The sequence below is a fragment of the Halohasta litorea genome (genome assembly GCF_024494645.1).
Taxonomy (GTDB): domain Archaea; phylum Halobacteriota; class Halobacteria; order Halobacteriales; family Haloferacaceae; genus Halohasta; species Halohasta litorea.
Map to the genome: position 1 here is coordinate 617,075 of NZ_JANHDJ010000002.1, position 13,092 is coordinate 630,166.

A 13,092-nucleotide genomic window follows, 5' to 3' on the forward strand; every position below is an offset into this window, starting at 1 on the left:
ATTCACAACTACCATTTTGGCGCCGAAAACGCTTTAAATATGAATATGATATGAATATGCATGAGTCGAACCCGGGAGCGCAAAGTCGGCGAACGGGGACAAGTCACCCTGCCGAAAGAACTGCGAGAGAAGCTGAACATCCAAGGCGGTGACGAAGTGCTCGTTCACGAAGAAGACGGTAAGATCACCATCGAGAAACCCGTGAGCCGCGAGGAACTCTCGGAGGGGTATCGACAGTATGCGGCAAAGTCCAAAGCCCTCGCCACGGAGATGGCTGATGTGTCCCGAGAAGCTGACGAGTACCTCGGCGATGTGCCCGAGTGGTAGCGATGAACGTTCGCCGCGGAGACATCGTTATTGTTGATCTCAACCCGACGGAAGGCTCGGAGCAGCGTGGGACACGACCATGTCTCGTCGTCCAAAACGACGTTGGCAACGAGAACGCCCCGACGACTATTGTGGTCCCATTTACGACATCGAACGGAGACAAACTATATCCATTCGAGGTACTCGTCTCGGCCGGGGAGTCTCCCCTTCGAGAGGATTCAGTCGCTCTCTGTAGTCAGATTCGCACCGTTTCTATTGAGCACCGCATCAGAGACAATATCGGCTCTATCCCGGATACACGTCTGAAGGAAGTTGATACGGCACTCGAATACAGCCTCGGCCTGAAAGAATTCTGAATAACTGGTACCCACGGAGTACTCTCAGACCTGGGCGATGGTTGGCTGGTCGCCTGCCTAGAGGATAGCGAAATCAAGAATCTGAATCGGAAGTTCGCCGTTGATCCAGGAGCGAAGCAGGACCAACGAGTCCTCAACTCATTTTGAAGATCCAAATAGCTTAGTACATCTGATACATAGTGATACATATGCCAATTAGCGCGGACCGGTTCGAGGAGATTGACGACCACGACAGTGGTCCGACTCCGGGGACGAATGCACACGAGATTCTCTCATTTCTCGAATCTTATCCGAACCAGGCATTCTCCCAGAGCGAGATCGCAGAAGCAACTGGCGTCACAAGAGGATCTCTGGGACCGACGCTCGTCCGTCTCCGCGAGGCTGGGCGTGTCGACCACAGAGGCAACTACTGGCGCGTGAGTGACCATGTTCAGAGTGTAGACGCTGCGACGGGTCATGCGGCTGAGGTCGCAGCGAGCCACGAAAATGAACCAATGGCGTACGACGAATGGCAAGACCACGCCGTTGACCCCCGCAAAGACCGTGAGTGACCGGTTCCAGAAAGGGAATGTTATTTGGGCATCAGACCCGTTCAAGCAGGATTCTAATCCGAGGCTCTAGCTGGTTCTCAGCGCAGAACAACTCCCGTACCCCGGAGAAGAGTACCTCTGTGCTGCGCTCACAACAAGTGATCTCCCAGCGAACCACGAGGTTGGAGACGACTGGGTGACTGGCCGCAACCCCGACAAAACATCGTACTGTTCGCCGTGGGTCATCGGGACAATCAAACACCGAGTAGTGGCGAATCCCCAGGGACAAATATCAATGGCGTTCACCGACCGAATGATCGACCGGTGTGAGGAATTCCTGCGCGAGAAGTAGCCATCTTCGTCGGCAGCGTCCGCCCCCAAGACCACGTTGGGCGCGCCGATCAAGAGGTTGGTGACCACCAGAGATAACTCACTTCTGGACGCAAACAGTTCTATGGCACCCACAAACGAGAGCGGAACGTTCGATCTTGATGGAGAACTGACAGTGCACCGACTAGGGTTCGGCGCAATGCGCCTCTGTGGCGAGGATATCATCGGGCCACCTGACGATGAACAGGAAGCCAAAAACGTCGTCCAGGAGGCCGTCGACCTCGGCGTTGACTTCATCGATACTGCAGACTCCTACGGGCCGGGTGTCAGCGAACGCCTGCTGCGTGAGGCAACCGATACGAGCGACGTAACTGTTGCCACGAAGGCCGGACTGCTCCGAAACAGTGACGGTGAATGGCTCAACCACGCCGATCCTGACTACATCCGTAATCAGGTGCTTGTCAGTCGTGACCGCCTCGGGGTGGACTCGATTGATCTGTATCAACTGCACAGTCCTGACCCGGACACGCCGTTCGAGGACAGTGTCACAGCGTTCGCTGAACTCAAAGACGAGGGGTTTATCGATCACGTTGGGCTCTCGAACGTCAGCGTTGAGCAACTCGAAGAAGCCAGAAATCACGTCGAGATCGCGACGGTCCAAAACGAGTACAACGTGTTGAACCGCGACCACGAGGATGTCCTCAAAGCCTGTGAGGAATACGGGATCGGCTTCATTCCTTACTTCCCAATCGCTGCCGGGTCTATTTCGGGGGTCGACGTCATCCAGGAGGTTGCAGACGCACATGACGCCACAGTCTACCAGATTGCACTCGCGTGGCTGCTCGAACACTCGGATGTGACACTGCCGATCCCAGGTACTGCAAGCTTAGACCACCTCGAAGAGAACGTCGCTGCCTCCTCGATCTCGCTCTCGAACGAGGAGTACACCCGGTTGGCAGAGATAGCGTCGACCAGTTCGTAGATCGCTGTTCAAGGCTCTGAGAATGAGTGCGTTGAGGGATGTTCGGTATTCCCCTCGTACTGTGTGGTCGACGTTCTTTCCGAACAGCGCTGTGACTACCGTTCCATCGAACTGCCGGTGAGATGAGTGGTCAGACTCGATACCACCCAACTGTCAGGCCGCTCCATCCCTGCTGTACTGCTGTCAGCGTGGCATCGTCCATCAGTACGTGTTTTGCTCGTATCACCCGGAACCACACAGTATGATATCGCCGTTTGTGGGGCGACCGGGTTCGTCGGTCAATTCGTTGCTGAACAGCTGGTCAGCCAGTATCCTGCTGATGAGCTACTCGACAGTCGATTGCGAGGTCTTCGCAGCCCGATACCGAACGCGGAGAAACCCGATGAAGGTGCCAAGACCGATTAAAATCAAGAGAATACCAGGGATGGCACTACCGAAGAGTTCCTCTCGCCATACCAGCGCGAAAATCCCTCCGTAGAGAACAACAGCACAGAATACGAGGATAGCGAGCGTTCGAAGCGTTCCCATTACGAGATATTCAGCAGCGATGATAATGAAACCCGGGAGTCGCAATCGACCGAAACTGACCGTCGGCGGGATAGTCAGAGCCGTCCTTTGTGATGTGCAGACGCAAGCGATTTCAGCCTCAGTCGTTGACGAATCCTATGGCGAAATCTGCTTGTTGGACACGAGGATTATCTACGAGAACCAGCCATCTAAGATGTATGCTCAAAACAGCTGGTGGTAGCTAATGATTGATCCGCTGTCTCTCGGAATCGGCATCGTCATCGGTGCTGTCGTTGGTATCGGCGGCAGCATCTGGTTCGTGAAGCGGAAACTCCAGCAAATGCAAAACAATATGCTTGGACCGATGGGCGGCATGATGCAGGACCCAGCAACCCAACAGGACCAGCCGGACATGGAAGCCGTCATGGGAGATATGATGGACATGATGGAGAATCCAGACGGCGATGAATTGGACCTTGATGACGATGAGGTCGACTGGAAAAAGTAATATGACTGATTAAAAACCACATACACATTCGGAAGGTTGGGATATTTTCTCAGGGCAATCGTTTAAAAGTGAGTAGAAAACTCAAGGCATGCCGACAGATGACCGAAAGCACAACCGACCCGAATATGACCAGAGTAGAACACGTTGTTCTGAAACCGAACGCAGACGATATTAGCGTTGCTGCGACGGCCGAAGTACTACGCGCTGCAGGGCTTGATCAAGAACAATGTGACCCAAATAAATTCGACAGACTCGTTGAACAATGGAACACATCTGATCGCTGGAGTGTCACCCGACACTCAACCACAATCCACGGCGATGTACGACAACCACACATAAACGGTATTCAGGAACACGATTATGCAGGAACTGTGTCTACTCGGCTCAAAACTCGAAGCTGGCACAACAAAATGATGGACACCGTAGAGTGCCCAGAATGTGGCTCTGAACACACACGCCTCTCACTTTACGGGCATCAAGACTCACGGAGCTGCCGCGCACAACAAAATAAGAACGAAGTCAAAGAACGCGGACTACAGCAACTAACTACCCAATCAAAGTACCTCCGCGAACTAATTGAGGAACACAGCGACGTTGGAATCAAAAAATTTGCAACAAAGTACGTGCCTGGCAGTCGAAACAAAAAGTCAGTACTTCGAAATTTGAGATACGCAACGCCAAATGGGATCAAAAAAGCGCGACAGCAGTATCTCCCGGCACCTAACAAAAAGGGAACGACAGCCCAGATCGTGTGGCGGAACACAGATCACTGCATCGTGAAGACTGATGACGCAATGCACGTCATTGACATCGAACATCCAGATCGGATCTACCGTCGACAATCATTGTACGTGAACCCAAGCATTGGCACCCTCATCAGTTACAACCGTGATGGGTGGCGGGTTGGCGAAGCAATCACAAAATACGCAGGCAAAATCACAGAACAAATCTGGCACTCAGATCATGCTGTCATCGTGATTGAAACAGATGCTGGTACTGAACACACAATTAAAATCGATCACCCGATTGAGATTATCGGTCGTGATTCAAAATATCCAGATGAATTCGACTCCCATACGGACGCTATCGATCACGGAGCGAATATCAGCATAGAAGCTAAGCCAACATCAGCCGGATTAATACCTGGAAAAATTGTTGCGGCCGATAACGGCGTTATCGTTGAACTGTAAACCCAGACCCATCGCCACAGCAGCTTTAACCCGTCATCTCAACTAATCTGGTTCAGAGTTCTCTCCAATCAATACTGGAGTTGCCAGCCACTGACAACGTATTTAGTACCTGCAATATATTCACCATATACTACTGAAATGGCAGTCTTGGATGATCTCTCGGGGTTCGAATTTGAAGACGTAATCGAGGACGTATTCCGGAACCTTGGCTACGAGAACGTCCGCCAAGCCACCCGAACAGCCGACGAAGGCCGAGACGTCATTATGGAAGAAGTCGTCGACGGGACCCGCCGAGCAGTCATCGTCGAATGCAAACACACCGACACCGTTGGCCGACCAGTCGTCCAAAAACTCCATTCAGCCATCGCCACCTTCGATTTCGACGGCCCAAAGCGAGGCATGGTCGTCACCACCGGGCGATTCACAGCCCCCGCCCAAGAGTACGCCGACAGACTACGGAAAAATGACGACCCGTATCCGATTGAACTACTCGGTGGAGAGGGACTCCGAGAAATCGCCGACGACATCGGCCTTGATCTCTACAATGGCCGCATCGAGATCCTCTGCAACGACGCCCTCCGCCCCTACGACGCCGCCACATCGGTCGCTGCGCCACTTCAAGAAGCGTTCCGTGACATCAACAATATCGACCAAGCCGAGCTCTCTGAGCCCCACTCACGAGTTCGGTTCCTCCCGACAGTCACAATCACTGCAGATACGAACGCTGTTTTCGAGACATCAGTCGGTGTTATCCACCGAATCAACGACCGCACACAGTTCGTTGTCAATGCCGGACGTGGCCATCCACACGTGGTCGACGACGCAGTTGCGACGTTGGTCATAGAGAACCTCCACACAACGGTTGAGCTGGACGATGATCGATTCCGAGACGTATTCGACCACGTTGACGAACAACGGTTCGGCCAGACCCAGACAGAGTACAAAGACTGGGCGGTCGATCACCTCCAGGACTACCATACGACGACAGTGACCTACACCGGCGGGAACAACGTCACGTACAACAAGACCTGCGAACCGAACCTATCCGACATCTCGGTCCAATCTATAGAACCGGTGTTTCTACCCGAAATACGCCTGTCGGCTGATCTCAAAGACTACTCGTATCCCTACAAGTACTACGCTGCAGGACCATCACGAGTTACCAGAGAAGACGGCATCCACCAATGCGTTCACTGCAACACGAAAGGTGTTGATGAGACTTACACCTACTGTGCTAACTGTGGCTCAATCAGCTGTGAAAGCCACATAAAAACCGAGCGACTGGAAAGTAAGCCCGTCTGTACGGGTTGTGCAATCACCGACCAGTTCGCACTGAAGACGAAGTACTTCTATAGCGAGGAGAATCTCGCTTCCTTCCGTGAAGAATATGCACAAATGCCGATCCACGAGAAGGCCATGGAAAATAAGTTACTAATGGGTAGTGGCTTGGTGATGGCTCTACTCATGATGGTCGGTCTTGTTGTGGCGATTGGTATGTTTTGATAAAGATGGTCTGTAGGTAAACATAATAAGTGTTTGATCACTGGTGAACCATCTTCTATGTGAACAAGTTCATCATACAGGGATTGTGTATTGAACCAATCCATGTGTGTGAAAATAGACCGCTACGCTTCGCTACAGTTGGTTTACCACACTCTAATGACACGCATTAATATATAATTACACAAACACACTCTTCTGTACTAAGTTGGTAGTGTTTCTAAGGATGTGTGAATCCTCAGTCTGCACCCCCCTTACCACTGTCTTGGGTGGTGAACTTGTTCATAGACACAGATTCTCCGTGAACACCTTCAAAATCAATAATCACTCCTTTCTGCGGAGAATCCATTCCGGCTGAACCATACTGCATGATTTCGGCGGGGTCGTGCGCCCAAGCATATCCGTCCGGCCCAACAGCACCGTTTTCTCCATCGCCGTTAATCATGTCGTCAATAAGGTCATACGCGTACCGACGACTGACATTGGCAATGCCTTGAATGTTCTTTGGGAGAACCTTTGTGGCCTTATCATCTGACTTCTGAATATTGTTAGCGTACGTGACAATAGCCGAGATTTTTTCTTCCTTATTCGTCTTCTCAGCACCAATGTCTCCAAGAGTGTCCAACCGATTATGCAACTGATTATTTTCGTCTTCTAGATTACTGATTCGATCTTGGAGTTCCTCAATCTCATCGAGTGTACGAAATGTACACTCAATGAGGCCTTTTCGTTCCGTGAATGACACATCTGGAATTTCATTAACAAGTTTGTAATATGCCATACGAAGGTGCTTTTCTTCAGGTTCATTCTCCTCAATAATTCGGGCTTGATCATAGTCACGTGGCATCAGAATCTCACCACCCTACAGAGGTTGCTGCCTACACCGGCACAATCATTTTTTGTGCTGTCTTTTTGTTGTGTCATTTTTATCCTGCATTTATACCTTATTTTTGCAGTAATATAAACTATGGGCTAGATGTCTGACGCAATTTCAAATTTATCTACTAATATTATACATAACCTAAAGAAGGGGTAGAGCCCCAGTACATCATTATCAGGCGTAGTGAGAAGTAGAAATGCTGTTCAAGAAGTAGTTTGGTACGACTACGATATCCCTACAGAGAAAACAAGGTGAATGGCTTGAGGTCATCCGGAGATCGATGATTCTCGAACAACTTGACCCCGAGGCAGTTCAGCTACTGACGAGGATTCCAAATTTAATCTAAAAACGAGTGGAGGGCTGCGGTGGAGGGTCTCTACGTCAACGGGGGACTTCTGTGGGGGCTGAGACTACAGATTTTTCTACTAATCGATGACGGACCGTGTTTGTTAGCGTTTAGGCAATCGATCTGTACGACCACAAATAATGATCGGTGCCATGAACGTGTGAGTGTTAGTACGTTACTATCGTTACTATCATTGCCCAATTACGTTTTGTATACGTCATCTTTGATGAATCGAAGTCAACGGATCCACATTGCTCCACTCGGTTTTGAACACGACCGCATCGTTCTCCCCGCCAAAGAGTACGATGCAGACCACGTGATCCTCCTGGATTTCATTGCAGACAACATTTCTAGGCCAGCCTACCATCAAGACGTCATCGACGATTTAGAAACAGCAGGCATCACCATGACACAACTCGACTGTAACCTGTTTAATCTCTATGAGAGTATGTCCGTCATCGCAAACCAAGCTATCAAACACGACTCAGATGGCGACCAAGTGTACGTGAACCTCACAACCGGATCTACAATCACAGCCATCGGCGGCATGATCGCCTGCATGGTCACCGGAGCCGCAATCCCATACTACGTCAGAGCCGACGAGTACGCCTCCGGCACAGAACCTATCGGCCACGGCATGGAATTCGCCGACGAACTCCCACGATACCCAATGGATGGCCCAGACGAGCAACAAGTCGCCGTCCTCGCATACCTCGCCTTCTGCAAACAAGAAGCAGAAACGGTTCCAGAAACCTACGATATCCGGAAAGACGACCTCATCGAGTTCGGCAAAGAGAGTAAGTTACCGTTCGCCGCAGAGTACACTGGAGACACGAAAAAAGGGTACTACCGTCGACTTGACGCCCACGTCCTCGACCCGTTGCTCGACCGAGACTACATCACCATCGAAGCAGTCGGCCGATCAAAACGCGTCCATCCCACAAACATCGGGATCAACACCGCCAAAGCATTCAGCTACCTCCTCCAAGAGACCGATGTCGACGTTCACCCTGAAGACATCAATATATGAACACTCAATCAATTAAAAAAGAAATCTACCAAGTTCCTTAATCTACGTTCAGAGATTACAACACGTCCTCAAGGCATTTTCAGCCGCATCTACAAGATTTTCCCTGTAATCCGCATACGTTGCTGCAGATGTCGCAGTTGGAAGGGTAACTGAGCGTAGTGAATAGGAATCGTCGACAACTGATCGAGAATCAGTCCAAGATGTTTGCTCGGGATATACAATCACGCCAGGCACGTCAAGAGCCAAAATGTACGAAGTCAATTGATACACGTCTCCGGAACTGGTAGATCCGGTTTTCCATTTGGCGTCACCGACAAGGCGGTACATCCCCGTCGAGTCAGAAATGACTACGTCGGGAGTCATCGAAACCGAGTGCGGTCCCTCAATGAGATTCGGGATCGAAGCTTGCCCCTCAACATGCCACCCTTCGTCTACTCGGTGGCTGGCCTCTCGAAATGCTCGTTCAACCATCGCCTCGAAAACACTGTTCATATTGAGGAATAAAGCGAACGACTGGCGGTGCCCAGGTGAAATATCCTCGAAGAATTCCTCGGAGAGAACAATGCGAGCTAATGAGAGTGCTGTCTCGTAATGCTGGTTGAGTCGTGTGAGATCAACTTGGTCTAACTCTGTGGCAGTAACAAGTGTCTCTGAGACGTGTTGCCGGAGACGATTACGCTGGTAATCAAGACGGTCGGCGATATCGGTATCTTCGACAAGCGCGACAAGCCGACGAGTGGCAGTGAGAATCCCTTGGTTCAGTACCGTATCTGCAGTGTGTGCATCGTACTCGATTTCGAAGTCCGTCGGAACAGGACTCGAACGCTGTAACTGCTTAGTCAGGTTAATTCGCCCTCGAACCCGTTGGGCTGTTTCTTGCCGTCGTACGTAATCACGATGCAATCCTTGGTGTAGAACTTTTTCGAGTGCACTCGCGTACAACGCACCTAATGCATCAATGAATGTTCTCGCCGGTGCAAGCGTGGTTGATGCATCGATGGTTTGTGCATCGATATCGAACGCAAACTGGAGTGCCCACAAGAGATTCGTGATCGTTTCTTTCGGCGTCACTTGGATTTGCAAACCACTAGGCGTAGTGACTACGCCAACGTGCTGAGCTGCCGACAACCGAACATTTCCAGAATGCGTGAATTCGAGCGTAATCGGTTTCGGGTCCGCATCAAGCGACTGGAGAAACGCGACATCCTCGTCACTCATCGGGAACGCGTCTGTTGTTTTGTGCTCGTCGAGTTCAATCGGATTACTGGGCGGATTTGTCTCACTCGTGGCAGTGATTGATCCGCCTGAAACAGCAATCTGGTCAGTTCTCTCCATTGACCGTCTCTGTTTGAATCTGTTCAACGATTTCCGTAACCGCTGAGGTTAATTGTTCGAATGCTCTATCGCTTAGCTCATCAAGATAGAGGTACGGATACTCGAATTCAGGATCTTTCTCTGGATCGTCGGGTTGCCCCCATTCAATCCAATACGGATCGATCGTCTCAAGAATCGGGCGGAACGATTCGATGTCCTCCCGTGTGAGATCTCCTTTCCCCATGAGCCAATTCCACCGGAAACTGAACTTACCACCTTCTTTGAACTCAAACAGGCCGACGTTTGAATCAAATCCAGGCATCTCTACATTCACTGATGGCCTTACTTCGCCACGTCCTGCATCAAGCTCTCCGATCTCGTTACCGATCTCCCAGAGTTCGAGAAGACGTTCGCGGAGTGGAGACTCCGCGTTTTGTTCAATCCGTTCTTTGAATGTCGCCGGAGTTCTCTCCCCGGCTGCCCATGCATCGTCGACAGTTGCTTGTTTCGCTCCGTCAGGTTCGAGTCGCTGTTCTAATGCCGCGTACTCGGAGATGCCCGCAATCGAACACAAGTCTTGATACAAGGATTCTGTTGAGAAATCCACGATTCGTTCTTCATCCCAGTCAATCAAACCAATGGCTACATTATCGAACAAATCTTGCTTGAGACGATCAAATTTCCCGAAGTAGTAATCTTCAAGCTGTGGTAACATATCGAACCGCCACGTATCAGTCACTCCCGTCGCACGGTCATGGCCGAACAAGTGTGAATGCCCGATTTGTTTGCCTTTCCCGAGTTGATTCACACTACGAATCCGTGTGTTGAGTTCTTCGAGTGCAAGAATCGAAGCAGCAACGAGCTGGTCACGCCGTGACCCACCTTCTCGAACAACAGCTTCAGCATCCCCGAGATCATACGCTGTCACTATTTTCTCGAAGTCCGGAGGGAACCCGTAAAACCGGAAGCGACGACGAAGCGCAGCATCAAGCAGCGCAATCGATTCATCCGCCGTGTTCATCGTCCCAATAAGATACAGATTCGGCGGTACAACGAACGATTCACTCGAATGGGCAAGACTTGACCGAGCTTCATTCGGTGCGTCAAGTCGTTTATCGAACTCCAGAAGCGTCATTAACTCACCGAAAATTTGGGCGAGGTTCCCACGATTGATTTCATCGATAATCAACACGTACGGTGGTGCGTTCTCTGGCGAGTCACTGTTCCGATAAGCGCGTTCAGCACGTTTACAAATCTGTTTGAACACACCTGGTTCGACAACATACTCAACAGCACCATCTCGTTCTTTAGCGGTGAGTCCCTCAATGAAGTCTTCATACGAGAACGACGGGTGGAACGTCGTGAGCTCTAGTTGCTCATCTTTTGTTGGCCCATCTGTTCGCTCCGTAATCCACCATCGAGAGAACTGCTGTGCAGTGTACGTTTTCCCCGTTCCTGGCGGCCCATAAAACACGAGTTGCCCGGTGTCTTCGAGCTGTTTCGCAATCGTTTTTGAATCAGTAGGTGGGTTACTTGGTGGTTCGATACGACCTCTCCCTTCTATGTCATATGCACCGTCCTGAAGAACACCCCATTTCACCTGATTGAGATTGACACGAACCCCGGCACGTGATTGGAGGTCGCGTCCGAGAGCCAAAAACACAGTCTCTGGTGGAGACGCCCGATTGATTGATCCGATGTTGTGTTGGTCTGCAAGGGCTATAAGCTCGTCTTCGAGTTCATCGTAGACGTTGAGAATACGTTCACACTGTTCAAATTTCTCGACCGTAATGGTAGTGTTTGGTTCTATCCCAGAGAGCGCTCGGCTCCACTGTTCAATATTCTCGGTGACAAGCTCTGTTGATAGTATATTGCCTTCTACGTTCTGACCGAGTTTTGTGAGTACATCCTCTGTCGCAGCTTTGATGCTGTCGTACTTGTGAGATGATAAAACGTGTTCTCCAGGGTTTGCAACTCGCTTTTCAATATCGACTAAGTTGGAGAGTAATTCAGGTTCTCGTTCAGCAAGTACACATCTGATTGGTTCGAATGCGGTCGTTCGCACGAGTGTCTTGCGTGCCAACAGTCCAGTATCGATGTCCCACTCACTCACCGAGGGATGGTCCGTAGTGGGTACTGCAACCCAGTCGACGGGGTAGAGGTGAGGATGGCCGATAGAAACGTCTGGCACGTGATCGTTGAGGTACTCTGGCAAGTAATGGTACCCCGGTCGTTGAACCACTCCGATACCAAGTAATGTACCGCCATCTTTCGCAATGACGATTGTTCCAGGAGACAGTTTGTTTTTAAACCGGTTTAAATAGTCACCAGCTTCCTCACTTTCCGAATCTTCAGTAGCTGTTTCAATCTCCCGGGAACTCAGATCCGAAAGATCGCCAATATCCCATCCGATAGAACACACACCTAATTCTTTCCATGCTGGCCACAGAACATCAGGGCCTCCGTCGCTTTCATGCCCTGCATTGAGTTGCCAGACATCTCGTCCAGCGATATCGTTTTGTTGGAACCATTCGGTAACATTAGATTGTTCATTAGCCCAGTAACAATAGAAATCCAAGTGGCGAAGATGCGGATCAAAATTAAAATCTTGTTGTACGTCTTTGAAAATAGAGGCAGTATCTAAATATCGAGTTGTAGATGTAGAGATATCAAGCCCTAAGCAGGCTTTTAATGTTGATACACTTTGCTCGTTAATAATTGGGTACTGCTGAGGATGAAGTAAACTAAGCAGTGCTGATTCCGTCCCAATCCCGATATTATGCAGTGACAGTTCTAACAAATCCTCAACTGCCGCATCCAATCTAGACTCTTCTGCATCTGTCTCAAGAAGTATCTTGAACGTAGAAAGGAGTTGACTTTCCGTTCCTGAATCGGGCACTGCAGCATGATAAGCAGTTCCACCAACAATCCCAACCCCACCGTAGTCCTCAATAAGTTCGATTACTTCCTCAATCTGTTCAGCATCTCCACGAGTGTCTCGTATCTGTTCAATTGTTCTCTCGGTTCCGATGGTGCTCGATATCTGTGTTACCGATTTAAGAGCAGTAAGCTCAGAGTCTGAAAACACGCCCGCTTGAATGTACGTCGATAATAATTTCCTAACGACTTTTGCAGTCTGATCGTGGTTTAATTTGTTATCATCCCATTCCACATCTTGACGATAGTGTTCAACAAAGAACTGGGTACAGTACCACTTATTAGAATCAACATCAAGATTTGCCTCCGAATACTGAGAGATCATACCCAGACACAAGCATTTACCACTCAAATA

At 50.1% G+C, this 13,092-nt stretch carries 11 protein-coding genes; 8 read left to right on the forward strand and 3 right to left on the reverse strand.

Features of this window, described 5'->3' with window-relative positions; translation table 11 throughout:
* Window positions 1-60: 60 nt before the first annotated feature.
* From NO877_RS07975 to NO877_RS08005, 7 genes are all read left to right on the forward strand, one after another.
* Window positions 61-327, forward strand: coding sequence for an AbrB/MazE/SpoVT family DNA-binding domain-containing protein (locus NO877_RS07975; protein ID WP_256395790.1), 267 nt, complete (start codon window positions 61-63; stop codon window positions 325-327).
* Between the two features lie 2 nt (window positions 328-329).
* Window positions 330-683, forward strand: a complete 354-nt coding sequence (locus NO877_RS07980) for a type II toxin-antitoxin system PemK/MazF family toxin (protein WP_256395791.1) — start codon at window positions 330-332, stop codon at window positions 681-683.
* Window positions 684-871: 188 nt separating this feature from the next.
* The gene (locus NO877_RS07985) at window positions 872-1,234 is read left to right on the forward strand and encodes a helix-turn-helix domain-containing protein (RefSeq protein ID WP_256395792.1); all 363 of its coding nucleotides are present in this window, start codon (window positions 872-874) and stop codon (window positions 1,232-1,234) included.
* A gap of 433 nt (window positions 1,235-1,667) precedes the next feature.
* Window positions 1,668-2,525 carry an aldo/keto reductase gene (locus NO877_RS07990; protein WP_256395793.1) on the forward strand — a complete coding sequence of 286 codons (858 nt, stop codon included), beginning with the start codon at window positions 1,668-1,670 and terminating at the stop codon, window positions 2,523-2,525.
* Between the two features lie 751 nt (window positions 2,526-3,276).
* Entirely contained in the window at window positions 3,277-3,540 is a 264-nt protein-coding gene (locus tag NO877_RS07995; RefSeq protein ID WP_256395794.1) for a hypothetical protein, read from the forward strand.
* A 98-nt stretch (window positions 3,541-3,638) separates the two neighbouring features.
* Entirely contained in the window at window positions 3,639-4,730 is a 1,092-nt protein-coding gene (locus NO877_RS08000) for a hypothetical protein (RefSeq protein WP_256395795.1), read from the forward strand.
* A gap of 138 nt (window positions 4,731-4,868) precedes the next feature.
* Window positions 4,869-6,233: a restriction endonuclease gene (locus NO877_RS08005; protein ID WP_256395796.1), complete on the forward strand. Its 1,365-nt coding sequence runs from the start codon at window positions 4,869-4,871 to the stop codon at window positions 6,231-6,233.
* A 235-nt stretch (window positions 6,234-6,468) separates the two neighbouring features.
* Here NO877_RS08005 and NO877_RS08010 read toward each other — a convergent pair whose 3' ends face one another.
* A complete protein-coding gene (locus NO877_RS08010) occupies window positions 6,469-7,077 on the reverse strand; it encodes a hypothetical protein (protein ID WP_256395797.1) in 609 nt (202 codons plus the stop codon).
* A 605-nt stretch (window positions 7,078-7,682) separates the two neighbouring features.
* Here NO877_RS08010 and NO877_RS08015 point away from each other — a divergent pair.
* On the forward strand, window positions 7,683-8,486 hold the full coding sequence (locus tag NO877_RS08015) for an HFX_2341 family transcriptional regulator domain-containing protein (protein WP_256395798.1): 804 nt from the start codon (window positions 7,683-7,685) through the stop codon (window positions 8,484-8,486).
* 48 nt (window positions 8,487-8,534) lie between these two features.
* Here the strand turns inward: NO877_RS08015 and NO877_RS08020 are convergent, their stop codons facing one another.
* Complete coding sequence (locus NO877_RS08020; RefSeq protein ID WP_256395799.1) at window positions 8,535-9,821, reverse strand: McrC family protein; 1,287 nt, start codon at window positions 9,819-9,821, stop codon at window positions 8,535-8,537.
* Window positions 9,808-13,062: an AAA family ATPase gene (locus tag NO877_RS08025; RefSeq protein WP_256395800.1), complete on the reverse strand. Its 3,255-nt coding sequence runs from the start codon at window positions 13,060-13,062 to the stop codon at window positions 9,808-9,810. Before NO877_RS08025 ends, NO877_RS08020 begins: the two co-directional genes overlap by 14 nt.
* Window positions 13,063-13,092 lie beyond the last annotated feature (30 nt).

Coding starts and splice junctions, on each gene's coding strand:
- NO877_RS07975 (WP_256395790.1), top strand. CDS start 61: ATGAGTCGAACCCGGGAGCGCAAAGTCGGCGAACGGGGACAAGTCACC.
- NO877_RS07980 (WP_256395791.1), top strand. CDS start 330: ATGAACGTTCGCCGCGGAGACATCGTTATTGTTGATCTCAACCCGACG.
- NO877_RS07985 (WP_256395792.1), top strand. CDS start 872: ATGCCAATTAGCGCGGACCGGTTCGAGGAGATTGACGACCACGACAGT.
- NO877_RS07990 (WP_256395793.1), top strand. CDS start 1,668: ATGGCACCCACAAACGAGAGCGGAACGTTCGATCTTGATGGAGAACTG.
- NO877_RS07995 (WP_256395794.1), top strand. CDS start 3,277: ATGATTGATCCGCTGTCTCTCGGAATCGGCATCGTCATCGGTGCTGTC.
- NO877_RS08000 (WP_256395795.1), top strand. CDS start 3,639: ATGACCGAAAGCACAACCGACCCGAATATGACCAGAGTAGAACACGTT.
- NO877_RS08005 (WP_256395796.1), top strand. CDS start 4,869: ATGGCAGTCTTGGATGATCTCTCGGGGTTCGAATTTGAAGACGTAATC.
- NO877_RS08010 (WP_256395797.1), bottom strand. CDS start 7,077: ATGCCACGTGACTATGATCAAGCCCGAATTATTGAGGAGAATGAACCT.
- NO877_RS08015 (WP_256395798.1), top strand. CDS start 7,683: ATGAATCGAAGTCAACGGATCCACATTGCTCCACTCGGTTTTGAACAC.
- NO877_RS08020 (WP_256395799.1), bottom strand. CDS start 9,821: ATGGAGAGAACTGACCAGATTGCTGTTTCAGGCGGATCAATCACTGCC.
- NO877_RS08025 (WP_256395800.1), bottom strand. CDS start 13,062: ATGATCTCTCAGTATTCGGAGGCAAATCTTGATGTTGATTCTAATAAG.